Below are 22,096 nucleotides of genomic sequence, written 5' to 3' on the forward strand. Positions count from 1 at the left end.
ATCTCAATTGGCGATAAAGGCCCCGGACCACATATGGGCGATGTTCTGGAACGGGACGGGCTGGGTGAAATAGGACAGCGGATCATTGATATAAAGCACTGCTGTCGGCCCCATCGGGGTTTGCACCCATGCCATGCCGCGCAGAACCACAACATGCCCGGAATAGGGGGTGTTTTGCAGTTTGAGGATGATGGCGCGACCCGATGCCAGGGTGTTGTAAAGCACCATCGGATGGGCGGGCATGCCGTAACCTGCGGCATTGTTGCTGACCAGGCTTAGCAATTGCATGATTTCCGGGTCCTGCCCGGTGCGGATGCATTGCTGTGCCAGCATCGGATTGGTGTTCACCGCGGCAGCATTGCAACATAGGGGCTGCGGCATGCCGTTTGCGGCGGAGACAAGCTCACACTGATGCGGGGATGAATTCGGGTTTGTCTGGCTTTTCCAATGGGCGATCTGTTCGACTACGGCGACCCAGCACCAGACCTGTGTCTGTTGCGGGATATTGACGATGCCAAGGTCAATCGGCGGCGGGAGCTGCTGCGCGGTGGCCTGATCCATCCCCAGAAACAATAGCATTGCGGCAAGAAATCTTTTCATGGTGGCCCCCTGATATCCCCTGCATTAAAACGCGAACATTAGATTTGAAAAATAAATCTATTGGTTTTTTATTTTCGCGTCAATTCATTCAGGGTTGTGTTGGCGGGGCGAGGAAACCGGCATTTTTAAAAGGAAGGAGGTATCACGTGATACCAGCATTACTGGCACAGATCGGCCTGCCGCTTTTGATGAAGGCGGTCGGGGCGGGGCTTGAAACCATTGATCATCCAGTCGCGAAAACCGCGGCCGAGGGGCTTAAACAGGTGGGGGATGCGGTGACCAAGGGCGATGTCACGCCCGCCCAGATCACCGAGGCCAACCGCCATTCCGAACGCATGGCGGAAATCGAGCTTTCGCGGGACCGGAGCGTTTTGGCAACCGTCAACCGCACCATCCGGGCCGAGGTGCAAAGCGAGGATGCGTTTGTGCGCCGCTGGCGGCCGAGCTTTGGCTATGCGGTGGCACTCACCTGGATCATGACCATGGGGTCAATTGCGGCCGCCATCATCTTAACGCCGCTTCAGGCCCCGGCGATTATCGCGGCATTGGTCAATACCAGCCCGATCTGGGGCATTGCGCTGGGCGTTCTTGGGGTCAGTGTGGTGAAGCGGAGTGCGGATAAGAAGATCGGAGAGGGGGGCGCGTGACGGGGTGACGGGGTGGTGGCCTGTTTGCGGCGGTGATTGCGGGTTGTCTCGGGTGGTGTGGCTGATATGATCGAAAACACCACCCAGGGGGCTAACAGGGGGCTTGAGATTCTGCTGGCCTGCGCAGACGAGGCCGCCATGTCTGATCAAACGTCGTCATTGCATATACCATCACGGCCGATTGCGGCGACAATTGCGGTTGTCGTGCGCGATCAGCAGATTTTGCTGGTGCGCCGCGCCAATCCGCCCGATCAGGGCATGTGGGGATATCCCGGCGGCAAGATTGATGCCGGGGAAACCCTTGCACAGGCCGCATTACGCGAACTTCACGAGGAAACCGGCATTTCGGCGGAAGCCGTTGGTGTTTTGACGGCCCTTGATGCCTTTGATCGCGATGAGGACGGGCAGGTTAAACGCCATTTCATCCTGATTGCGATGCTGTGCCGCTGGAATGGTGGGGAGCCGGTTGCGGGGGATGATGCACTGGAAGCGCGATGGTTCCCGGTTGCCGGTCTTGAGGAAAGCGGCGTTGAATTGAGTGCGGATGTGGCGTGGGTGGCGCGGAAGGCGGCGGATGTTCTGGCGAAGGGGCATCCTGATTTGCAGTATCCTGACACGGTCCCCCGCTGACGCGACCCCCTGACCTGGCCCCCTGACCCGGGCCCATCTTCACGCGGGCGCGTCAGCAACCTGGCGGCGGGCCTTTTGCGGGCGACCGGCCGGGCCGGGCTGCGTCAACCCCCAGAAAGCCGCGATATGGCGTGTCGAGGAAATGTTGACTTCCAGCATATAATCCCCGCTTTCGCCGCAGCCGTTGGGGCCGCCGGTTTTGAGCGGGGTGCCGTGGCCCATCCCGGTGATGCGGAATTCTTCCAGTACGGCATGTCCATCGGCACTTTTCCAGACCCGCCGGGGATATCCATCGACGATATGAATGGAGCTGGGGGCAGGGGGCAGTTTGTGAAGTTTAAGCCATTGTTTGAGGATTGCCGAGGCATTCGACGGATGGACGGTGCCGTCATTGCCGCCATGCCAGATTGAAATCTTTGGCCAGGGGCCATTATGACCCGAGGCATTGCGCAGCCTTAAGGCAAGCTGCCGTGGTGTTCGACCGGCGAAGCGCCCCTGCATGCTGCGAAATGCCGCCTGCGTGGTATCCGCGCAGCCATATGGCAGGCCCGCGATGATCGCCCCGCCGGCAAACAGTTCCGGGTAGGTCGCCAGCATCACCGAGGTCATGGCACCCCCCGCGGACAAACCGGTGATGAATATGCGCCCGCGGTTGATGGCATGATCGCGGGCGACCTGCGTTACCATATGCATGATCGACAGGGGTTCGCCGGAGCCGCGGGTATTGTCGCGCGGGCGGAACCAGTTAAAGCCGAGCAACAGGTTGTTCAGGCAGTGCTGTTCCGGATACAGCAGGGCAAATCCGTGCCGGTCGGCAAGGTCCGACCAGCCGGAGCCGTTATCGTAATGCTCTGCGGTCTGTTTGCAGCCATGCAGCACAATGACCAGCGGTGCGCCCGCGGGCAGATCCTTGGGGATGTAGGTCAGAGCGCGCAACGATCCGGGATTGGTGCCGAATGTGCCGAGGTTCGACAGGCGATCGGGGGCGGGTTCGTCTTCTATGATATAGGCAAACGGGTTCATCAGGTTGGCAATCGCGGTTATCAGACTGTTCATTCCGGCTGTTCCCGATAATGGCGGTTTCCGATAGAGGCGGCATCTGGCCGCCAGCGGCAGAACGCGCCAGAATGTGGCAAAGCGCGTCTTTTCCTGCCCCGAAGATGATTGGGCATCCCTGCAACCTCCCGTTCCGGCGGTCTTGCCGCTGGTTTTAACGAGAGTCACGACCGGGCCGTCGCGGCGCGATTTGCCCGTCAGCGCAGGCCGAAATAGCCCAGGATGAACAAGACGATAACCACGAGGCCGACAATATATATGATCCGGTTCATTGCATTCCTGTCTTGTCGGAGAGGGGGCAATAGCTACCCGTAACGGCAAGATTACCCCTTTCCGGGGTTGGGTGAACCAATGTGGATTAGTCGCCAACCGCACCATCCGGGCGGAGGGGCAAAGCGAGGATGCGTTTGAGCGGCGCTTGCGATCAAGCTTTGGCTATGCGGTGGCCGTGATCTGATCATGACCATGGATGGATTGCATGCGCCATCATCCTCATGCCGTTGCGGGCTCCGGCGATTATTGTGGGGTTGGTCAATCCCTGCCCGATTTGGCGAGTATTGCTCGGTGTTTTGGGGGAGTGTGGTGAAGCGGCGTGCGGATAAGAGATTATGAGTCTATCTTAAAGTTCCAGGCACCGTTTCACTACCTGTGTTTTAGAGTTCTCAGGGGACTTAAGTATAGATTTCACAATGTTTGTTAAAGACAGGTTCGGGTCCCAGATTATCTCTCCCCTTCTGCGTACCTTTTCGATGTAACCTTCCTTGCGTGCAATCTCGATTACATCGTCAATATAATTCATTTGTCGTGGAGTTAATCCCCTCCTTAAAGCGGAGTCAAGTCTGCCTTTTCTTGATTGAATAAATACTCTTTCCAAAACTGAACATAATGCAATTAATCGATCATCTTTACAGGTCGATTTGAATTCTTCATAGGTATATATTTTTTGACTGAAACTGTCAAAAAGTGAGTTGTTGTCAATTAGTAGTGAAGATATTGATTGCTCGCTTAGGTGAGATTCAACGCTCTCAATTAAACATCCGCTTATGTTGGGAATCTTTGATAGGTCATCATCCCAAATCTTCAGATTTTCAATGTAGCAGTTTTCAAAAGTTAAATATTTCATGTCAATTATGTTGTCTTCATCTATTACGAGGTCTTTTAACTGAATATTCGATATTTTAGATCTTGGAATCATGCATTTTCGGTTTAGTGATTTAAGGGAATAAATAAAATCTAATAGAACTGGGTTGCTCGCATCCATTGATGCAGCGGCTTCGATAGCGTTAGTGATTACACCTACTGCATGATCATGGTTGGCGAAGTTGCTAATTACCGCCTCAATTCCCAAATCGTTCAATGGGTGATTCACACTCTTAAATATTGTGTGGTCAAAGTCGTGAACGCGTTCGATTGCCTTGTACACGTCAAGGCTTGCAACTGCATTCTGGAAGCTTTCATCAACGAACCATCGCGAGCCAGGGTGGGTGCCTGAGATTGCATCGTCATCAGCGCTTTTTATGTCCATTCCTACCAAGCCGGGTAAGCGCATCAGAGCGATCAAGGATCTGCCCTCCGGCTCGACTTCCATCACTTCTGTAAATGCATCTTTACATTCAACGAGTGATATTGGGCCCAGTTGGTGGGATTTTTTGCGGGACTTTGTCCCAATCCGTCCATATATCTCCCGGAGTTCTTGGGCGTCTAAAGCCAGATAAACCTGTGAAACTTCTCGCTCACAAACTTTATTTAGAAGTTCATTCCACCCTGCAATTCTATCATTCTCAAGTTTTGCATCAGAATTGTTTTTATCGTCAAAAAGTCCGCTAGAAACCAAATAACCAATTAATAGTGGTCTTTTAGGTAGCCAGGAAGGGAGTGTATCTTTATGTCCTTTCTTCTCAAGATACTTTCTGGTCTGTATCTCGTTAAAGTCAGGTATCACGAAGTTATCCCAATTTTTTTTGAGGCCTAAAGTGTTTGAGATATCTTCGTTATGGTCGAAAAAATTAGATCGACCTAAAATCATCACAGAACTATCTTTTGGAGTTTGGTCAACAAAGCGCCGAACAAGCTCAACAGCGGAGCGTCTTACATCTTTTGCTCTGCGTGTACTGCGAGTTGCTAAAGCAGGCGTAAGTTCGTCAAAGCCATCCAAGATTAAATAAGTATAACCCGCCCTCCAAGCGCGGACTAGGTGATCGGGGTTTGGCATGCCTATGCTTTTACCATGCCTCAATAAGCATTCATCGGGATCCTTTTGCTCTCCATGATCGCGCAAGTTTATGTAAATTGGAAATGCGTTATCTCGACCACTTTTGTGCGCTGATGCCAATTCGAAGAACAATTCTCGCGCAAACATACTCTTCCCAACGCCAAACTCCCCTGTAATTAGAGATTTATTGGAGCGTTTGGTAAAAGAATCTCTGAATTTTAAATAACCAATTGTCTCGCCATTGTTTTGATCAACAAGCATCGATGGCACATATTCATCGCTCGGTATGTCAAAGTCACCATCTTGGATATTTCTAGCACTGCCAAATGGACATTTCTCACGCAGAGATAAATACTTTCTGCTATCTATTAATTTTGCTAGAAACTGGTGATAAGTTTGATGGAATATTTTTCCATCATATAGAGAAATATGTGCTCCTTGCTCTCCTGTTGGCTCATGTAGTGTTATCCACCATCCCTTTGCTATTTTTCCAGGAAATTTCTGATTTAACACGGGCATGAAATCAGAAATCTTCTTTAGATCGTCTTTCGCCTTCTTCTCTGATTTAGATGTTGTTATTTCAATATAATGTACAACTTCCTCAGTTATAAATATTGAATCCCTTTCTCTCCCTCCAAGAGTGATTGATCCATCATACCCTTGTGAATCCCATATTTCCCGAGCAATATTTCTTACTTCAATTTCAAAATCTTTGGGGTCAACAGGGGAACGGCGCATTGCATCTTCTTTTTTCTAGTTTAGGTTGCTTTATGTTCACTTAAGATTTTTCTGTTGTAAACATTTTTTTATGAAATTCTCTCTTAAGCGAATACCGCTAGCAGCTTTTCCTGAATCCAAGGCCCCTTTTTCCCTTTCGTATGCCCTCTATTGTCATGTGAAACAAACCCGCCGACCCCGCGTTGCAGGGACAACGTGATTTTGCAAACAGGCAGCGAGGATTGGCATGGCAGGGGCAGAACCGGGTTCCGTGGGCGGGATTGTGGCGCGGATCCGGGATCGGGCAGCGGGGCGGCGCGCGGTTTCGGTTGAGGATATGGTGGCCGTGCTGGGGCGGCGGAGTTACGGGCCGTTTCTGTTCGTGCCGGGCCTGATCGGGGTCACACCCCTATCGGGGATTCCGATGGTGCCGGCGATCCTTGCGGTGATTGTGGCCGTCTTTGCCATTCAGATCGTTCTGGGGCGGTCGCATTTATGGTTGCCCGATATTCTGGGCCGCCGGTCGTTTGACGGGGCCAGGGTCGCCGATGCGATGGCGCGGATCGAACCGGTCGCCGAGAAGCTTGATCGCTGGTTTTACGGGCGGTTGCCGGGATTGACCGGGCGGCATGGGGTGCGGGTGGCGGCCCTTGTCTGTGTGCTGCTGGCGGCATTGGTGCCGTTTTTTGAAATGGTGCCGTTTGCCGGGATGGCGCCGATGAGTGCGATTGCCGCCTTCGGGCTTGCGATCCTTGTGCGCGACGGGGCGCTGATGCTGGCCGCGATATTGATTTCGCTGACATCAATGGCGGGACTGGTTTGGGTGCTGCTGGCGGCGGTGTGAGGTGATGAGGCGGATCAGGATGCGATCCGGGCCAGTTCGCTATAAAGATAAAACAGGACGCAGGCGGTGCCGATGGCCGCAATCAGGCGGGCGACAAGTCGGGGCAGGTGAGCGTTGGGCCAGATGTTGGGCAGATTCGGACCGCTGAAAGCGCGGAAATCCTTGTGAATGTCGATGATCTCTGTCGCCGGGCGACGCTGGTTCTCTGTAACGTGGCCCGGCGAGCCGCGACGGAAGGCGGCCGGTTTCGGGGCCTGATCATTTGAAACCCATTGGCGGGTGGTGTCGGGAAGGTCTACAGGGGCGCGTCGGGCCTTTCTGGTCGTCATGTTCTGCGTGCTCGTGTCCGGTTTGGTGGTCTGGTCTTCTGATTTTGCCGGATGATTTTAACTGGTATAATTTAACTATACATAAGTATCTTATATTTCCTCATCGGTATAGGTTTTTCGCGCGAGACGCAAGAGAGAAAAAGCCCAAAACCGGTTTTTTTGTGCTTTGGCATTTCGCCTGCTTGCCGAACGGGCCAGGCGACCTTATTTCCCCCGGATGACAAATTCATCACATACCATGATTTACCGCGTATTGGGCTCGGACGAGTGGGCGGAAGCGCTTGCGACCGGGCATTATGCCGGTGCGCCGCATGATATTGCGGACGGTTTTATCCATTTTTCGACGATTGATACGCTGGCAGAAACCCTTGCGCTGCATTACCCGAAACGCGGGGGCCTGCGGCTTTTGCATGTGCCGGTCGCGGCGGTCGATGACAAGCTGAAATGGGAACCGGCGCGCGGCGGCACGCTGTTTCCACATCTTTATGACCAGCTTTCGGTCGAGCATGTCGCACGCGTTGATGACCTTAAGCTTGATGATAACGAGGTTCACATCCTGCCAGAGGATCTGCGCCCCGACCATATGCGCAGAGGGTAATCATACCCGGCGATAGATGCGCCCGCCGCCGTGCTTTTGGCCGGTATCCTCGACCGTGGGGAATTTACCGGCCCGGACCGCATTGAGAAATTCCCGCCCGATCCTGACCTTGTCGCCGATATAAAGCGTGTCCCAGCCGGGGCCGTAGATTTCCGGGAAGTGAAATGTGCCGGGCGCACGGGCGGCGATGCGGTTTTGCAGGCGGGTGATTTCGTTGGCATCCATGAGGGGAGCCATGATGGCCTCCTTTTTTTGCGGGCGGCTGTCCTTCAGGTAGTTTTCAGGTGGGCATAAAGAAAGGGCGATGCCGGGATGGCACCGCCCTTTTGCCTTTGAGATCGGCAGGATCAGACCAGTTCGCCCAGCGTTGCCGGATCAAAGCCGAGCAGGGCATCGGTTTGATTGTCGCGGACCTTGGCGGTCCATGCCGCATCGGTGATTAGCGCACGGCCGACCGCGATCAGATCGAACTCGTTGCGTTCCATGCGTTCGATCAGGGCATCGAGGCTGGTGGTCTTGGAGCCTTCGCCCGCGAAAGCGGTCAGGATGTCGCCTGAAAGCCCGACGGAGCCAACACTGATGGTGGCTGCCCCGGTCAGTTTTTTGGCCCACCCGGCACAGTTCAGGCCCTTTTCGCCGTCCAGTTCGGGGAATTCCGGTTCCCAGAAACGGCGTTGCGAGCAATGGAGGATATCAACCCCGGCATCGACCAGCGGGCCCAGCCATGCGGTCATTTCATCGGGAGTGGGGGCAAGACGGACGGTCAGGTCCTGCTGTTTCCATTGGCTGACGCGCATGATGATCGGGAAATCCGGGCCGACGGCGGCGCGCACGGCACGCACGACTTCGACCGCGAAGGTTGATCTTTCGGCGATGGTTTTGCCGCCAAAGCGATCGGTGCGCAGATTGGTGCCCGACCAGAAGAACTGATCGATCAGGTAGCCGTGCGCGCCGTGAATTTCAAAGGTATCGAAACCGGCATTTTTGGCATCAAGGGCGGCCTGGGCGTAGGCGGCGATGGTGTCGGCAATGTCGGCATCGGTCATGGTGTTGCCGCGCGGCTCGTTGGGGGCAAGCAGGCCAGACGGGCTTTCGACCGGGTTTTCAGGCTCCCATCCGGTGAAGGAACGGGTTGAACCGGTATGCCAAAGCTGCGGCCCCATTTTGCCGCCCGCTTCATGAACCGCATCCACCACGGCCTTCCAGCCCTTTAGCGCAGCGGCCCCGTGGAAGAACGGAATGCCCGGTTCATTGCGCGATGACGGGCGGTTGATCACCGTGCCCTCCGACAGGATCAGGCCGACACCGCCTTCGGCGCGCTTGCGGTAATATTGCGCATTGGCGGCACCCGGAATGCCGTCTGGTGCCTTGGAACGGGTCATCGGGGCCATGACGATGCGGTTGGGAAGCTCAAGGGTTTTCAGCTTGAAGGGCTGAAACAGAATGTCGGTCTTGGACATCGGGTATTCTCCGATTGGAATTGGGTGTATGGTGGATACTAGATATATGGAAGATACCTGCTGTCAATCGGGCACCCGGAATATACCAGGTATACTTGAGGAAACCTGCATGGCGTCGGGCCGGATGAAATGAGATGGGAATGAGATGGAAATGCCATGGAAATGAAAGAATGTTCGGTCGAGATGTTCCGCTCGAACTGTCCAAGCCGGGAGCTTTTTGACCAGATTGCCGATAAATGGTCGATGATGATCCTGGCTGTTCTGGCGGAAGGACCATTGCGGTTTAACGCGATCAGGCGCGGGCTTGAGGGCATTACGCAGAAGGCATTGACGCAGACGCTGCGCAAGCTTGAACGCAACGGCATTGTCGCGCGCCACGTGATTGCGACATCGCCGATCGCGGTGGAATATGAAATCACCGATCTTGGCCGGTCGCTGGTCGGGCCGTTCAAGGCGCTTTATCTGTGGACGCGCGATAACTACGACGCGGTCGAAAAGGCGCGGGCGGCGTTTGATGCGCGGATGGAGGAGCGGGTTTAGGAACCCATGCCCCAACCGCCGCCTTGGGCGACGAAGCTGTCGCGCGATTGCTGTTTGACGGGGACGTCGAGAGTTTCCGCGACAGTGGTGATATTTTGCGAAATCATATCGCGGCAGGCCTTGAGGCTTGGGCCTTCCATCATATCCAGATTGTCTTCGACGGTCTGAAGAAGGCCGCCCAGTTCGTCGAAATAGCGGTCACGGGATTTTGCGGTGCGCATGGTGCGGGCAAGGCCGATGGCGGAAATGCAGGCGGCGATATCCGGTGCGGTCAAATCGGCCATTCTTTCGGCCTGACCGATATTGAATGAAAAATCGTGGGTGACGGACCGGTCCAGAACAACCGGGATGATATCATAGGCCGGGGCAAGGATTGGTTTGTGGCCCAAGGCCGGATAGAGGATCGCGTGATTTTTGGCGTGATTGTCGGTATTGCCGACCACCAGATTGAATATCGACAGGGTCATAAAATGCTGCCGCGCGATTAGCGGGACTTCGGTTTCATCAAGAACGCGCGCCACGCCCGTGGCCGAGAATTTGTTTTCCCCCGTGCCGTTGCGTTCATATTTCAGACTGGGCGCAAGCGATAGCGCCTGACAGAAATCTTCCTGATGAATGCGATAGATGTTTCCATCTTCGATTTTGCGGTCAAACCGTTCGATCAGCAGGGCTTCGCAGCCTGCAATTTCGATTGCCCCCACATGTGCCACCGGCAGCGGCAGGACCCTGGCCGCCAGTGCCATCAGGGCGGCTTCCTGGGCAACAAGGGCCTCGTTACCCTGCGACGGGACTTTGAGGATATGGGTCGTTGGCGCGCCCGAGCCCGGTTTTGGCAGGGCGAATTGACCGTCTTCAAGCCGGGTAACGGCAATTTTCCCCTGTACCCCGGCAAGGGGCGAGGGATCGTTTTTGCCATCGGGCAGGCGACGCCGGTCGCGCAGGCTGATCAATATGTCGCCAAGATCGTCATTTGAAATCGCGTCATAATCATCGGCCATGTTGCCGGGCATTTTTGACGGTTTTTCACCCGATGGCACACAGGATATGGCACCGGGGCAGTCGCGGCCGACGTGATAGAGCAATCCGGCGATGTCGTCCCGGTCGATGCGGTGCTTTGCCATGACCTGCTCAAGCGCGTTGTTTTCCTGCAACAGGTTGGCAAAGAAGCCGCGCGTGATGTGATCTTCGAAGGACTCCTGCTCAAGAGGCATGGAGATTGATAGCTGGATGTTAGAAAGGTGCGCGTCATTGCTGTAGGAAAAGCCGAGAGACTTGTCGTCAGCGCGGATAAGGTGGCCGATAGGATCATCAAAGCCCTCAAGATATACATTAAGTATTCGTGCCATAACGATCCTCTTCATATCCCAGTTTCAGGCCAAGTTCCCGGCAGACATCCAGTGCCAGACCGATATTGACGCCGGGTGTGCCTTTTTCCAGCTCGCCAATCAGTTGCCGCGAGACGCCCATCATGGATGCAAGATAGGTTTGCGTTATTTTCAACTGCTTGCGGCGGGTTCGGATCGCCGTGGCAAGATCGTGGGTGTCTTTGATGAGTGTTGTCATGTCAGTATCAGAAATGTCAGGAATATTTGACATTATGCCGAAAATGACAAGAAAGTCAATGAATGTCAGAAATAACTGACAAATCCGTTGTCTTTGGCATTTTTTCCATAAATGTAAGATATATCTGACATATGGTATTGGATGCGGATCGTGTCGGGGTGTCTGTCGCGCGGGCCTTCAGGGCATTGATCCTTGCCCCGTTCCCTTACACAGCGTAAGAACAGGGCAGGTATTTACAAGCACGGAGCAGGTCGCGTGGGGTGGTACAAGTCACTGGTTTTGCCGGTTGTGCGCTGGATCGATGCGGAGACCGCGCATGGTCTTGCGATTTGCGCGCTGAAAAACAATCTGGTGCCGCGCGATGATGATGCGCTGGATGCCACGCCGATCCTTGAGACCGAGGTTTTCGGGCGCAAATTTGCCAATCCGGTCGGGCTTGCCGCAGGCTTCGACAAAAATGCCGAGGTCCCCAATCAGGCGCTTCGCCACGGGTTCGGCTTTGTTGAAATCGGATCGGTGACCCCCGAACCGCAACCGGGTAATCCCAAGCCCCGGCTTTTCCGGCTTTATTCCGACCGGGCGGTGATCAACCGCATGGGCTTTAATAACGAGGGTGCCGCCGTTGTTGCCGAACGCCTGCGCAAGCGCGCGCGCAAGGGCATTCTGGGTGCCAACCTTGGCAAAAACAAATATTCCGAAGATGCGGCGGCGGATTATGTGAAGGGCGTTGCGGCCCTTGGTCCCTATGCCGATTATCTGGTGGTCAATGTATCCTCGCCCAATACGCCGGGTCTGCGCGCACTTCAGGGGCGCGGGCCGCTTGAAAAGCTTCTGACGTCGGTTCTTTCGGCGCGCGACATTCATGCCAAGGGCGTGCCGGTGCTGCTTAAGGTGGCACCCGACCTGACCGAGGAAGACAAGGCCGATATTGCCGCGGTCGCGTTAAATCTCCGGCTTGATGGGATGATCGTATCGAACACGACGATTGATCGGCCGGTCGGGCTTAATTCCTATGATCAGGATGAAAAGGGCGGTCTTTCCGGCCCGCCTTTGATGGAGCCGTCCACCAAGGTTCTGGCCGATTTTTACCGCCTGACCGAAGGCAAAATTCCGTTGATCGGGGTCGGCGGGATTGCATCGGGCAAGGATGCCTATGAGAAGATCCTTAATGGGGCGTCGCTGGTGCAGCTTTATTCCGCCCTTGTCTATCACGGGCTGGAGCTTGTGACCGAGATCAAGGAAGACCTTGCACGGCGGTTGCGCAAGGATGGTTTTGCCTCGGTCGCGGATGCGGTTGGTGCGGCTTATCCGGAAATTTCCGGGCGCAGCGCCCCGGTGGATGAGGCACGCGCGGCTAAGGCGGCGGTGAAGGCGAAGGCGGAACCCGCCAAGGCAGATGAGGCCAAACCGGCGACCGCCAAGAAGCCAGCGACCAAGAAACCGGCGGCGAAAAGCAAGGCTGCGCCGAAGGGCGGTTCGGCGACAGATTGATTTGTGGCACCATGGACTCCCGCGTTCGCGGGAGTGACGGTTTTGGGGCTGAGCGTTCGTTTCCCGCTCCCCGTCATTCCCGCAAGCACGGGAATCCATCTTGCCGCATGTGCGATGACGATTTTAACATGAAGTGGAATGCGTGAATGACGGTTGGCACCAGCTATCAGATGATCAACGGCCTGTCGGAAGTGATCGAACAGTACGATGCGGTGATCCTTGATCTTTGGGGCGTGGTGCATGACGGGGTGACACCCTATCCAAGCTCCATCCCGGCGATGCGCGCCCTTCAAAATGCCGGTGTGCCGGTCGCCCTTCTGTCGAACGCGCCGCGCCGGTCAAGCGTCGTGGTGGCACGGATGGAAGATATGGGTATCGCGCGCGACCTTTATGGCCCGGCGGTCGCATCGGGTGAAATCGCCTATAGCCAGCTTCTCGCACGGACCGATCCGTGGTACGCCAAGCTTGGCCGCAAGGTCATGAGTGTCGGCCCGGTACGCGATATGTCGATGTTTGAGGGGCAGGATATCGAGATTGTGAAGGATGTCGCGGATGCCGACTGGCTTCTGGTGACGGGGCCGAATGACGATTATGACGCGGTTTCGGTTTATGAGGATCTGCTGCATGCCGCCAAGGCGCGCGACCTTCCGATGCTGTGCCCGAACCCGGACCGCGAAGTGATCCGCGGCGGGGATCGCATCATCTGTGCCGGTGCGATTGCCGCACGGTACGAAGTGCTTGGCGGTAATGTCCGCTGGGAAGGCAAGCCGCTGGCGAGTGCCTATGATTTCTGCCTGCAACTGTTTGACAAGGGGCCGGATGCGAAGCTTCTGGTCGTCGGCGACAGCCTTTCGACCGACGTTGCCGGATCGAACAATGCCGGGCTTGATGTGGCGCTGGTGACCGGCGGCATCCATGCCGAGGAACTTGGTGCGCCGCGCGGGACATTGCCGGAAAAGGGCAGGCTTGACGCGCTGCTGAACGCGACCGGGCGCAGCATTACCTATGCGGTTGGGGATTTCTGTTGGTAGACGCCTTTTACAGGCCTGAACTTGTCGAAGCTTTGCGGCTGCTGTCCGAGGCGTCGGATGTTGTGGAGCAACATGGTCATAACCGGCCCGTGCTTGTCGGTGGTGCGGCTGTTGAGCTGGCGACACTTGGCGAGCTTGTTTCCGGTGATCTTGATATCGTGACACCCTGGCAGCAGGTGTTCGAGGATGCCCTTGAGGCAGTCGGCTTTGAACGCAGTGTCGGGCCGGGATCATTTTCCCGCGGGTTTCAGCACCCAAAGCTGAAAGTCGGTGTCGAGGTTGTTGATAGCAACCTCATGGATGGGCGCGGGAGTTATGATCGTGTCTATCTGCTTCGGCTTGATGCGGATCATAGTGTTTCGGTGATCTGTATCGAAGATTTGATTGCTGATCGTATGGGGCAATACAATAGCCCGCCGCACTATGGTGCAGATATGCTTGATCAGGCTGTACGCCTGTACCAGCTTGCGTTTGAGCTTGATAAACCTTATCTTGATAAACGTATCGTCGAGGAAACTTCAGGCGATTTCGATTTGAATTTTCTGGAAAAACACGTGAATGCGCGAAATCACGATTGAAGAATTGGCAGCACGCATTAGCCAGAAACGGGCCGAATTGGGCCTGTCTGGCAAGGGTGACGTGCAACCAAATTCCGGTCGTCGGCGCACTCAAAGCAAGCGTAATCTGTTGCGCAATATTGCCGAGCTTGCTGCAAGGGACGGGCGTGAGCTGCCTTTTAAAGCCAATTACTGATCGGTTGTAACCGTCGTTTTGCACCCGCCTTTCCCGTTGGAAGGCGGGTTTTGTTTTTGTGGTTTCGGGTTTGCGGTGGCAGAGTGATTGCGGTGCCAACAAACCGGAAAAACCATGCTTCTGACAGATGACATTCGCGACTATGCCAATCGGTCGGTTTTGTGCTGGCTGGCGAGCGTGTCCGAAGACGGGCCGTCGGTCAGCCCGAAGGAAATCTTTGCCTGTTATGGCGAGGATCGCATCATCATCGCCAATATCGCATCACCGCAATCGGTCAAGAATATCCGCCATGATCCGCGTGTCTGCGTCAGTTTCGTTGATGTGTTTTCGCAGAAGGGCTGGCAGCTTTACGGGCGGGCGGTGCTTTTGAAAAACGGGGATGATGGTTTTGCCGAGCGGCAGGTGATCCTGCAAGGTATGGCAGGGGATGCGTTCAAGGTCGGCATGGTGATTGATGTGGCAATCGTTCAGGCGCGGGAAATTATCGCGCCGAGCTATCGGTTCAAGGCCGATGTTAACGAGGCCGACATGCGGGCAGGGGCGATGGCGACTTATGGGGTGAGGCCGGTGGATTAGGCCCTTTGTCCTTTGGCGTTTGAGGATGCGGCTCCGCTGACTGGATTCCCGCGTTCGCGGGAATGACGGTTTGGAGGAGCATCAGCTTTCTGCCACGCGCTTTTCGCGGAAGATGATGAAGATGCCGCTTCCGGTGATGATGGCCGCCCCGACAAAGGTCAGAAGATCGGGTGTTTCGCCCCAGAAAAACCAGCCAAGCCCGGTGGCCCAGACGAGGGCGGTGTAATCAAACGGGGCGACGGTTGGCGCATCAGCCACCCGGAAGGCCTGGGTGATCAGGGTCATGCCGCTGGTGCCGACAAAGGCGATGGCGATGAAAAGCCCGATATCCTCCGCCCGGATCGGGGTCCAGAAATACCAGACGGCACAGGCACTAAGCAATGTGCTGGTGAAGCTGAGGTAAAACAGAAGCGTCCACATGCTTTCGCGGGGGTCGAGCAGGCGCGCACTTAGCATCAGAAGCGCATAGGTAAAGGCGGTCGCCACCGGCAAGAGCGAGACGGGTTCAAAGGTTGCGGCACCGGGGCGCACAATCACCAGAACACCCAGAAAACCGACCATCACAGCCACCCAGCGCCGCCAGCCGACCCGCGCAATCAGCACCGATGAAATCGCGGTGATGAAGAGCGGGGCGACAAAGGCAAGGGCGGTGGCTTCGGCCAGTCCCATCAGATGGATGCTGGTGAAGAACATGATGGTCGCGGCGATCCAGATGACGGTGCGCATGAAATGCACGCCGATCCGATTGGACCGCAGGCCGCCCAACCCGACCATTTTAATCGCCAGCAGGGCGGCAAAGGGCAGGGCAATCGAATTGCGCAGAAAGATGATCTGGATCGGTGAATAATGATCCATCAATCCCTTGGCCAGGGCATCATTGACACACAGCAGGGCGACACCGGCACACATCAGAATGATGCCGGTCAGGTTGTGCTGGGGCTGTTGTGCATTCATGGTTCGTGGCGCTTTCCCTGTGTGATGGTGGGTTATCGCAATCACCATCTGTTTTCCGAGCTTTAGGGCAAAGTACCGATTGAGGCCAGCAAAGAAAGCGGTCGGTGGGGCTGCGGGTTCGATGGGTGGTTTTGAGGATGTGGCACGAAGGACTGGATTCCCGCCTGCGCGGGAATGACGGTTTAGGGGGGGGGAGGGCTATGCGCAACTTTATCGTCACTCCCGCGAAAGCGGGAGTCCATGGGGCCGTGGGTTCGGTCGCGAGGCCCCGATTATTGTCACGTGCCACAAAAGGCGGCATTCGGCTTTCTGCGAAATCAATTACTTAACATTTTCGATTGCCAGATAAGTTGTAAGCGTCGTGTCACGACTACCTTGACAGGGCCTGCGATATCCTTTCGGAGAGTGGATCAGTCCTGGAGGTCTATGTTCCAAGGAAGCAGGGCGTCGATCTTGTTGATCGGATGATCTGCAATGCGCTCAAGGACGGCGCTGAGGTATTTGCGCGGATCAAGGCCCTGCATCTTTGCTGTCTTGATGAGACTGTAAATGGCCGATGGCCAAAGGCCGGATGGCGCGTTCTGCGGCATTGTTGCTGATCTCGCATCTGCCATCATAAGCATACGTCCCACCGGGTCAGGGCATAACGCAACGCTCCGGCCAGATCGCTTTTGTCCGGTATCTTGCGCAAGGAATGCGCGAAGCAGTTTTTTGTTTCGCCAAGTTGCCTCAGGCTGTGAGACTGACGCACCGCCAAACGGTCATCAGGCGGCTTGTTGATAATTTGACGTTCAATGTCGAACAGATGCCCGATATGATCGAGTGCCTCCTTTGTCGGCTTCGATATGGAGATGACCGGTAAAGTCTTGCAGAACCGTCTGCGGATGAAGGCCCTTGCGATCAGGTGTATAGCTATAAAGGGCGGCTGGTGGCGTATCACCGCCATGCGGCCGTTCTTCGTGAAGATAAATCCATAACCGGTCCTGCCTTGTTTTCCCCCGGCCAAGCTCAAGGACAGGCACCGGTGTATCGTCGCATGGATATGCGACCCGGCCAGAACATGCCGTTCAATCGCATCAATCAGCGGCTCCATCAGGCTTGAACATTTGCCAACCCAGTTGGCCAGCAATGATCGGGACAGCTCCATGCCGCCGCAGGCATAAATGCCGCTTTGCCAGTACAACGGTAAATGATCGGCATATTTCGAGACCAGCACATGGGCGAGAAGATTGGCCGTGGGCATGCCGCGCTCAATCGGCAGGGACGGCATCGTTTCGCGCACTTCAAAAAGACGGCCATTGGACAGGCGAACAGTCCATCAAAAAGTTTGCCACGACGGATTTTCTGCCGGTCGGGAATCGTATTCTTCACGCGATTTTCGAAACTGATCCGAATTTTCAACAACCCATGTCCAAAGCGGGATCATGCGAATAAGCAGCCCCATTCCCAGCTCTGTCAGCTCGTATTCCACGCGTGGCGGCATCTCCACGAGATCATAACGTGTGACCAGCCCATCCCTCTCAAGCTGACGGAGGGTACGTGTCAACATTCTCTGGGTAACGCCATGCATTCGTCGTCCGATATCCGCATGGCGTAGTCTGCCATAGACACCCAAGGTGTGGATGATGCCCAGCGACCATCTGTTCCCTGCGTGGGTCAGAACTTCGCGCCTTACTCCGTCTTCATCCTCGCGAAGACCGTCGCAGACAGCTTGAGAATAGCTCAGCATTTCGTCTCTGGTCATCTTCCTGCCCTCCGGTATCACGCGTGTGCCTTCTTACGACAGCTTTCGAACTATGTCATCTATCCGGTCATATCAACGATGAGATTAGGAAGGGTTTCCACGATGAACTATTCGCAAACAGTCGACGCACAGTCGATCTTGGTCATTGGTGCCGGAGAACTCGGCATGCCGGTTCTGCGCAATCTTGCACGTAAAGCCAAGGCGCATGAAGGGACAACGGTCAGCGTTCTCTTGCGGGCGGCCACCGTTGAATCCATCGATCCAGTGAAAAAGCGCGACGTCGCTGAAATTCGCGCATTAGGGATCGAGATCGTACCCGGAGATATCCTTGCCGCTTCGATAAGCGAGCTGGCAGCGATCTTTGCACCTTATGATACAGTGATCGGCTGCGCAGGCTTTTCCGCCGGTCGAAACACTCCAATGAAACTCGCAAAGGCTGCGCTTGAAGCCAACCTGAAGCGATATTTTCCTTGGCAGTTCGGTGTCGATTTTGACGTCATCGGTCGCGGCAGCCCCCAGGACCTGTTCGACGCCCAGATTGATGTGCGTGAACTCCTGCGCGGCCAAGACAAAACGGACTGGGTCGTAATTTCCACGGGAATGTTCACGAGCTTTTTATTCGAACCAATATTTGAGGTCGTTGATCTCAAAAAGAATGCGGTCCACGCGCTGGGCAGCCTGGATACGGAAGTTACGCTGACGACCCCTGATGATATCGGTGCCTTGACCGCAGAGGTGGTCTTTGCTCAACCGGCGATCCGAAACGAGATCGTCTACCTTGCGGGTGACACGGTGACGTATGGGGAGGTTGCAGACAAGCTTCAGACTGTGCTTGGGCGTCCGTTTACGAAATCGGAATGGACAGTTCCTCAGCTCAAATCGGAGCTTGCACAGGACCCCGACAACCACATCAAGAAATATCGGGCTGTCTTTGCCGAAGGGAAGGGTGTGGCATGGCCCAAACGCGACAGCTTCAATGAGCGGAATGGCATCAATGTCACGACCGCTGAGGAGTGGATCAGAGAAAACCTTCGCTCCTGAGGGCGATGATACGGTCTACAGTCTCAGATGCTGTCGGGTTGTGGAGTTTCCTGGGGCGTGATGATTTCATCATTTCCGGCGAGAATTTCATCTTCTCTGGCGAAAATTTCAACTTTTCTGGCACTCGACAATTATTTCAGACAAACAAAAAAACGCCGCCCCGAGAAGGAGCGGCGTTTTGCGTTTGGGACGCGAGATGCGGATTGATCAGATCGCGGTGGCGCGGTTGGCTTCGATATAGATTTCGCGCAGCCGCTTAGCGATCGGGCCCGGCGTGCCGTCGCCGATTTTTTTGCCATCGACTTCGGCGACCGGGCAGACGAAGGCCGAGGCCGAGGTCGAGAAGGCTTCCTTGGCAGCATAGACTTCATCGACCGTGAACAGGCGTTCTTCGACCTTGAGTTGCAATTCTTCGGCACATTTCAGGACGGCCTTACGCGTGATGCCGTGCAGGATGTCGTTGGAAAGCTGGCGGGTGACGATGACGTTATCCTGGGTCACGATATAGGCATTGTTTGACGAGCCTTCGGTGACGTAACCATCCAGCACCATCCACGCATCATCGGCCCCCTTGGCGGCGGCTTCGGTTTTGAGAAGCGACGCATAAAGAAGCTGCACGGTTTTGATGTCGGACCGGCGCCAGCGGACATCCGGGTAGGTCAGGATTTTCTGGCCGCGTTCGGCCAATGCCGATTTGATCAGGGATTTCGACTGCGTGAACAGAACAACCGTGGCCGGGGTGTCATCCTTGATCGCGAAATCACGGTCACCGGCCGATCCGCGCGAGATTTGCAGGTAAACCAGGCCTTCAGTGATGTTGTTGCGTTTGACCAGTTCGCGATGGATTTCAAGCAGTTCGTCGATATCGGCCTTGTATGTAAAGCCCAGTTCCGAGAGCGAGCGGGCCAGACGGGTCATGTGACCGTTGAAATCGATCAGCTTGCCATCAAGTACCGAGGTGACTTCATACACGCCGTCGGCAAACAGGAAGGAACGGTCAAAGATCGAAATCTTGGCTTCATTTTCCGGCAGATAATCGCCGTTCACATAAACAGTACGCATGTCATCTTCCTGTCTGTTCGGGAACCGTCGGAATGGTGCGGGCATTCGCGAGCGTTACATCATATACCATTTCGATAACACAGAGCAGGCGGGTTTGTCGCGCCGCGCTTTGGTTGTTGCGTATAAAAGGTGGAAAATTGCCTTTGTGGCCTTTGGAATGCCGCAATGTTGCACATATATGCGTTTGTTGACGTTCAGGACCGCAGAACATTCGATGATAAGTTTTTGAAATTAGTGTTTGACCTGAACTTAACTTGAGGTCCTATGGTCCTGCTCCTGAGATAGAGGTTCTTCGATATACCGCCCCATACCGCCCCGAACGGACAAGACACGGAGCCCCCGATGAATACGCATCTGCCGACGAATGCCGCCAAATTCGATGATGCCACGATCCATTCCAGCGTGCAGAACGCGATTGACGCAAGCTGGGCCAAGCCCTTTAACCTGCCGGAACCGCAGGTCGATCTGGATGCCTATTTCGCGCGGATCGGCTATGACGGCCCGCGCGAGGCGAGCCTTGAGGTTTTGCGTGATCTGCATGCGCTCCATCCCGCGCATATCCCGTTCGAGGCGATCAATGTGCTGTGCCGCAAGGGGGTAAGCCTTAACCCCGATGATGTTGACCGCAAGATCATTTTTGACGGGCGTGGTGGATATTGCTTTGAGCAGAACGGCCTTTTCCGCCGGGTTTTGCAGAGCCTTGGCTTCGAGGTCGAAAGCCTTGCCGGGCGGGTATTGTGGGGCTATTCCGAGGAGGACGGCCCGCGGCCGCGCTGCCATATGGCGATGCGCGTCACACTGGATGGCGAGGCGTGGCTGGTGGATGTCGGGCTGGGCGGGTGTGTGCCGACGGCACCGCTTTTGCTGGGCGTTTCGGTGCCGCAGGTCACCCCGCATGATACCTTCCGCGTGCGGGAGCGCAATGGCCGTTACCTGACGGAGCTTGAACGCGACGGGGTGTGGAAGCCGGTGCATGAGGTCGATATCGTCCCGGTCGAGGATATCGATTACGAGGTGATGAATTTCTATGCCAGCACCCATCCCGAAAGCGGCTTTGCCAAGGTCCTGATGGTGGCGCGCAGTGCGCCGCATGCGCGGTTCACGTTGCTGAACAACCGCCTGACCATCCGGCTGCGCACAGGCGAGGAAGAGGTGCATCACCTGTCGGTCGGCGATGTCGAGCAGACATTGACCGATATTTTCGGGATTACGGTTGATCCGTCGTGGCGGAGCTACCTTGAGGACGTGATCGCCAGTGCCGAGGCCGTGCGCAGGCAGGGGTAAGGCCGCGAAATTCAGATAATAAAGGGCCGTGGCAAAGTGCTGCGGCCCTTTTGCATGCGGGGTCAGTAATTGACCGTCAATTCATGCCGGTTCATCAGGCTTTCAAACGTGCCGTTCTGCTTGACGGTGGCAAGGGCCGTGTTGAAGCGTTCGAGCAGTTCATCGCCGTTCGGGTAATCCTTTGAGGTCATCAGGAAAAGCCCCGATCCTTCAAGCAGCGGTTTTTCAATCGTATAGAATTTTTCGACTTCTTTTGGCGGGAAAAGGTTTCGGATGGTGTACCAGCCGACGGAGCGCGCGGTGGAGAACAGGTCAATCCGGCCGATGTGAAGCATTTTGAAATTCTGTTCTTCGGTCAGGGCATATTCGACGGAAAGCCCGGCTTCCTCAAACCATGGCTGATAATAATATCCCTGTATCCCGCCAAGGCGGTAGGGTTTGAGATCAGAGAGTTCTTCATAGTGAATGGCCGGTTTGCGACCGTTTGCGTTATAGGCGAAAAACGGGGAATCTTCGATATAGAGCGCGTCAGAGAAATTGAATTTTCGCGCGCGTTCTTCGGTGCGGCGATAGGGCAGCGTGCCCCATGCTTCGAGATTTTCAACATCCTGTTCGCCGCGTTTCCACGGTTTGAAATGAAATTCGAAACGGACATTCATTTCATGGCCGATGGCATCAAACAGATCAGGCAGGAAGCTTCCATCCGCGTCGGCGTGCGCATAGGGCGGGTAATCGTTGGTGACGATGACCAGCGTTTCACCTGCGCGTGCCGATGGCAGTTCATGCGCGTTGGCGTGCGTCTGAACGTTTGTCCGGACGAGCAGCAAAAGGGCGGCTGCGAGCCCGATTTTGCGAAAAAATGTCATCCGCGTCCTTTCCCGATGCCCCGGGGCGATTGGTTGCGGTGTTCTGTGGTGGTCGCAATTCAACCGTGTGTTTCATTGTATATGGGTAGGGCAGAAGA

26 protein-coding genes and 2 pseudogenes are annotated in these 22,096 nt (G+C 55.4%); 12 read left to right on the plus strand and 16 right to left on the minus strand.

Going from position 1 to position 22,096, the window contains the following annotated elements; translation table 11 throughout:
- Nucleotides 1–3 precede the first annotated feature (3 nt).
- Nucleotides 4–600: a papain-like cysteine protease family protein gene (locus tag P8T57_RS14270; RefSeq protein ID WP_341363478.1), complete on the minus strand. Its 597-nt coding sequence runs from the start codon at nt 598–600 to the stop codon at nt 4–6.
- A gap of 146 nt (nt 601–746) precedes the next feature.
- Between P8T57_RS14270 and P8T57_RS14275 the strand changes: the two genes are divergently transcribed.
- Nucleotides 747–1,247: a 3TM-type holin gene (locus P8T57_RS14275; protein ID WP_341363479.1), complete on the plus strand. Its 501-nt coding sequence runs from the start codon at nt 747–749 to the stop codon at nt 1,245–1,247.
- 138 nt (nt 1,248–1,385) lie between these two features.
- The gene (locus P8T57_RS14280; protein WP_341363480.1) at nt 1,386–1,877 is read left to right on the plus strand and encodes an NUDIX hydrolase; all 492 of its coding nucleotides are present in this window, start codon (nt 1,386–1,388) and stop codon (nt 1,875–1,877) included.
- A gap of 39 nt (nt 1,878–1,916) precedes the next feature.
- Here P8T57_RS14280 and P8T57_RS14285 read toward each other — a convergent pair whose 3' ends face one another.
- The gene (locus P8T57_RS14285) at nt 1,917–2,933 is read right to left on the minus strand and encodes a PHB depolymerase family esterase (protein ID WP_341363481.1); all 1,017 of its coding nucleotides are present in this window, start codon (nt 2,931–2,933) and stop codon (nt 1,917–1,919) included.
- Between the two features lie 619 nt (nt 2,934–3,552).
- Nucleotides 3,553–5,883 carry an NACHT domain-containing protein gene (locus tag P8T57_RS14290; RefSeq protein ID WP_341363482.1) on the minus strand — a complete coding sequence of 777 codons (2,331 nt, stop codon included), beginning with the start codon at nt 5,881–5,883 and terminating at the stop codon, nt 3,553–3,555.
- A gap of 226 nt (nt 5,884–6,109) precedes the next feature.
- On the opposite strand from P8T57_RS14290, the gene P8T57_RS14295 reads away from it, so the two are divergent.
- Nucleotides 6,110–6,706, plus strand: a complete 597-nt coding sequence (locus P8T57_RS14295; RefSeq protein ID WP_341363483.1) for an exopolysaccharide biosynthesis protein — start codon at nt 6,110–6,112, stop codon at nt 6,704–6,706.
- A 14-nt stretch (nt 6,707–6,720) separates the two neighbouring features.
- On the opposite strand, the gene P8T57_RS14300 is transcribed toward P8T57_RS14295, so the two are convergent.
- Nucleotides 6,721–7,035 carry a hypothetical protein gene (locus P8T57_RS14300; protein WP_341363484.1) on the minus strand — a complete coding sequence of 105 codons (315 nt, stop codon included), beginning with the start codon at nt 7,033–7,035 and terminating at the stop codon, nt 6,721–6,723.
- 238 nt (nt 7,036–7,273) lie between these two features.
- Here P8T57_RS14300 and P8T57_RS14305 point away from each other — a divergent pair, with 238 nt between their 5' ends.
- Nucleotides 7,274–7,633: a DUF952 domain-containing protein gene (locus P8T57_RS14305; protein ID WP_037991899.1), complete on the plus strand. Its 360-nt coding sequence runs from the start codon at nt 7,274–7,276 to the stop codon at nt 7,631–7,633.
- On the opposite strand, the gene P8T57_RS14310 is transcribed toward P8T57_RS14305, so the two are convergent.
- Complete coding sequence (locus P8T57_RS14310) at nt 7,634–7,870, minus strand: DUF1413 domain-containing protein (RefSeq protein WP_341363485.1); 237 nt, start codon at nt 7,868–7,870, stop codon at nt 7,634–7,636.
- A 110-nt stretch (nt 7,871–7,980) separates the two neighbouring features.
- Nucleotides 7,981–9,093 (minus strand): NADH:flavin oxidoreductase, encoded by a 1,113-nt coding sequence (locus P8T57_RS14315; protein ID WP_341363486.1) that lies wholly within the window; start codon nt 9,091–9,093, stop codon nt 7,981–7,983.
- A 156-nt stretch (nt 9,094–9,249) separates the two neighbouring features.
- Between P8T57_RS14315 and P8T57_RS14320 the strand changes: the two genes are divergently transcribed.
- Complete coding sequence (locus P8T57_RS14320) at nt 9,250–9,633, plus strand: helix-turn-helix domain-containing protein (protein WP_341363487.1); 384 nt, start codon at nt 9,250–9,252, stop codon at nt 9,631–9,633.
- Here the strand turns inward: P8T57_RS14320 and P8T57_RS14325 are convergent.
- Together P8T57_RS14325 and P8T57_RS14330 are read right to left on the minus strand one after the other, a co-directional pair.
- On the minus strand, nt 9,630–10,979 hold the full coding sequence (locus P8T57_RS14325; protein ID WP_341363488.1) for a HipA domain-containing protein: 1,350 nt from the start codon (nt 10,977–10,979) through the stop codon (nt 9,630–9,632). The genes P8T57_RS14320 and P8T57_RS14325 overlap by 4 nt on opposite strands.
- Nucleotides 10,963–11,196, minus strand: coding sequence for a helix-turn-helix domain-containing protein (locus P8T57_RS14330; protein ID WP_341363489.1), 234 nt, complete (start codon nt 11,194–11,196; stop codon nt 10,963–10,965). Before P8T57_RS14330 ends, P8T57_RS14325 begins: the two co-directional genes overlap by 17 nt.
- Before the next feature lie 255 nt (nt 11,197–11,451).
- On the opposite strand from P8T57_RS14330, the gene P8T57_RS14335 reads away from it, so the two are divergent.
- The 5 genes from P8T57_RS14335 to P8T57_RS14355 all read left to right on the plus strand — a co-directional run bounded on the left by P8T57_RS14335 (nt 11,452) and on the right by P8T57_RS14355 (nt 15,047).
- On the plus strand, nt 11,452–12,687 hold the full coding sequence (locus P8T57_RS14335) for a quinone-dependent dihydroorotate dehydrogenase (RefSeq protein WP_341363490.1): 1,236 nt from the start codon (nt 11,452–11,454) through the stop codon (nt 12,685–12,687).
- A 146-nt stretch (nt 12,688–12,833) separates the two neighbouring features.
- Nucleotides 12,834–13,718: a TIGR01459 family HAD-type hydrolase gene (locus P8T57_RS14340; RefSeq protein ID WP_037991905.1), complete on the plus strand. Its 885-nt coding sequence runs from the start codon at nt 12,834–12,836 to the stop codon at nt 13,716–13,718.
- Nucleotides 13,712–14,296, plus strand: a complete 585-nt coding sequence (locus tag P8T57_RS14345) for a hypothetical protein (protein ID WP_341363491.1) — start codon at nt 13,712–13,714, stop codon at nt 14,294–14,296. The genes P8T57_RS14340 and P8T57_RS14345 overlap by 7 nt, the downstream gene beginning before the upstream one ends.
- Complete coding sequence (locus P8T57_RS14350; protein WP_341363492.1) at nt 14,277–14,471, plus strand: hypothetical protein; 195 nt, start codon at nt 14,277–14,279, stop codon at nt 14,469–14,471. Before P8T57_RS14345 ends, P8T57_RS14350 begins: the two co-directional genes overlap by 20 nt.
- 114 nt (nt 14,472–14,585) lie before the next feature.
- Entirely contained in the window at nt 14,586–15,047 is a 462-nt protein-coding gene (locus P8T57_RS14355; RefSeq protein ID WP_341363493.1) for a pyridoxamine 5'-phosphate oxidase family protein, read from the plus strand.
- An 81-nt stretch (nt 15,048–15,128) separates the two neighbouring features.
- Here the strand turns inward: P8T57_RS14355 and P8T57_RS14360 are convergent, their stop codons facing one another.
- From P8T57_RS14360 to P8T57_RS14385, 6 genes and pseudogenes are all read right to left on the minus strand, one after another.
- A complete protein-coding gene (locus tag P8T57_RS14360) occupies nt 15,129–16,001 on the minus strand; it encodes a DMT family transporter (protein ID WP_037991910.1) in 873 nt (290 codons plus the stop codon).
- A gap of 410 nt (nt 16,002–16,411) precedes the next feature.
- Nucleotides 16,412–16,525 carry a transposase domain-containing protein gene (locus P8T57_RS14365; RefSeq protein WP_158526686.1) on the minus strand — a complete coding sequence of 38 codons (114 nt, stop codon included), beginning with the start codon at nt 16,523–16,525 and terminating at the stop codon, nt 16,412–16,414.
- A pseudogene (locus tag P8T57_RS14370) lies at nt 16,512–16,905 on the minus strand (transposase). Before P8T57_RS14370 ends, P8T57_RS14365 begins: the two are co-directional and overlap by 14 nt.
- Complete coding sequence (locus P8T57_RS14375; protein ID WP_341365378.1) at nt 16,793–17,023, minus strand: transposase; 231 nt, start codon at nt 17,021–17,023, stop codon at nt 16,793–16,795. The pseudogene P8T57_RS14370 and the gene P8T57_RS14375 overlap by 113 nt, the downstream one beginning before the upstream one ends.
- Nucleotides 17,008–17,271: pseudogene (locus P8T57_RS14380) on the minus strand (transposase); the annotation flags it as partial. The gene P8T57_RS14375 and the pseudogene P8T57_RS14380, both read right to left, overlap by 16 nt.
- A 48-nt stretch (nt 17,272–17,319) precedes the next feature.
- A complete protein-coding gene (locus tag P8T57_RS14385; RefSeq protein WP_037992021.1) occupies nt 17,320–17,745 on the minus strand; it encodes a helix-turn-helix domain-containing protein in 426 nt (141 codons plus the stop codon).
- A 102-nt stretch (nt 17,746–17,847) separates the two neighbouring features.
- Between P8T57_RS14385 and P8T57_RS14390 the strand changes: the two genes are divergently transcribed.
- Nucleotides 17,848–18,786, plus strand: a complete 939-nt coding sequence (locus P8T57_RS14390; protein WP_037991911.1) for an aromatic alcohol reductase — start codon at nt 17,848–17,850, stop codon at nt 18,784–18,786.
- Between the two features lie 207 nt (nt 18,787–18,993).
- Here P8T57_RS14390 and P8T57_RS14395 read toward each other — a convergent pair whose 3' ends face one another.
- On the minus strand, nt 18,994–19,848 hold the full coding sequence (locus P8T57_RS14395; RefSeq protein ID WP_341363494.1) for a D-amino-acid transaminase: 855 nt from the start codon (nt 19,846–19,848) through the stop codon (nt 18,994–18,996).
- Between the two features lie 342 nt (nt 19,849–20,190).
- Between P8T57_RS14395 and P8T57_RS14400 the strand changes: the two genes are divergently transcribed.
- The gene (locus P8T57_RS14400; protein ID WP_341363495.1) at nt 20,191–21,132 is read left to right on the plus strand and encodes an arylamine N-acetyltransferase; all 942 of its coding nucleotides are present in this window, start codon (nt 20,191–20,193) and stop codon (nt 21,130–21,132) included.
- A 62-nt stretch (nt 21,133–21,194) separates the two neighbouring features.
- Here P8T57_RS14400 and P8T57_RS14405 read toward each other — a convergent pair whose 3' ends face one another.
- Nucleotides 21,195–21,998 carry a transporter substrate-binding domain-containing protein gene (locus P8T57_RS14405; protein ID WP_341363496.1) on the minus strand — a complete coding sequence of 268 codons (804 nt, stop codon included), beginning with the start codon at nt 21,996–21,998 and terminating at the stop codon, nt 21,195–21,197.
- Between the last annotated feature and the right edge of the window lie 98 nt (nt 21,999–22,096).

Origin of the sequence: Thalassospira sp. SN3W (genome assembly GCF_038070535.1) — a bacterium.
Lineage (GTDB): Bacteria > Pseudomonadota > Alphaproteobacteria > Rhodospirillales > Thalassospiraceae > Thalassospira > Thalassospira xiamenensis.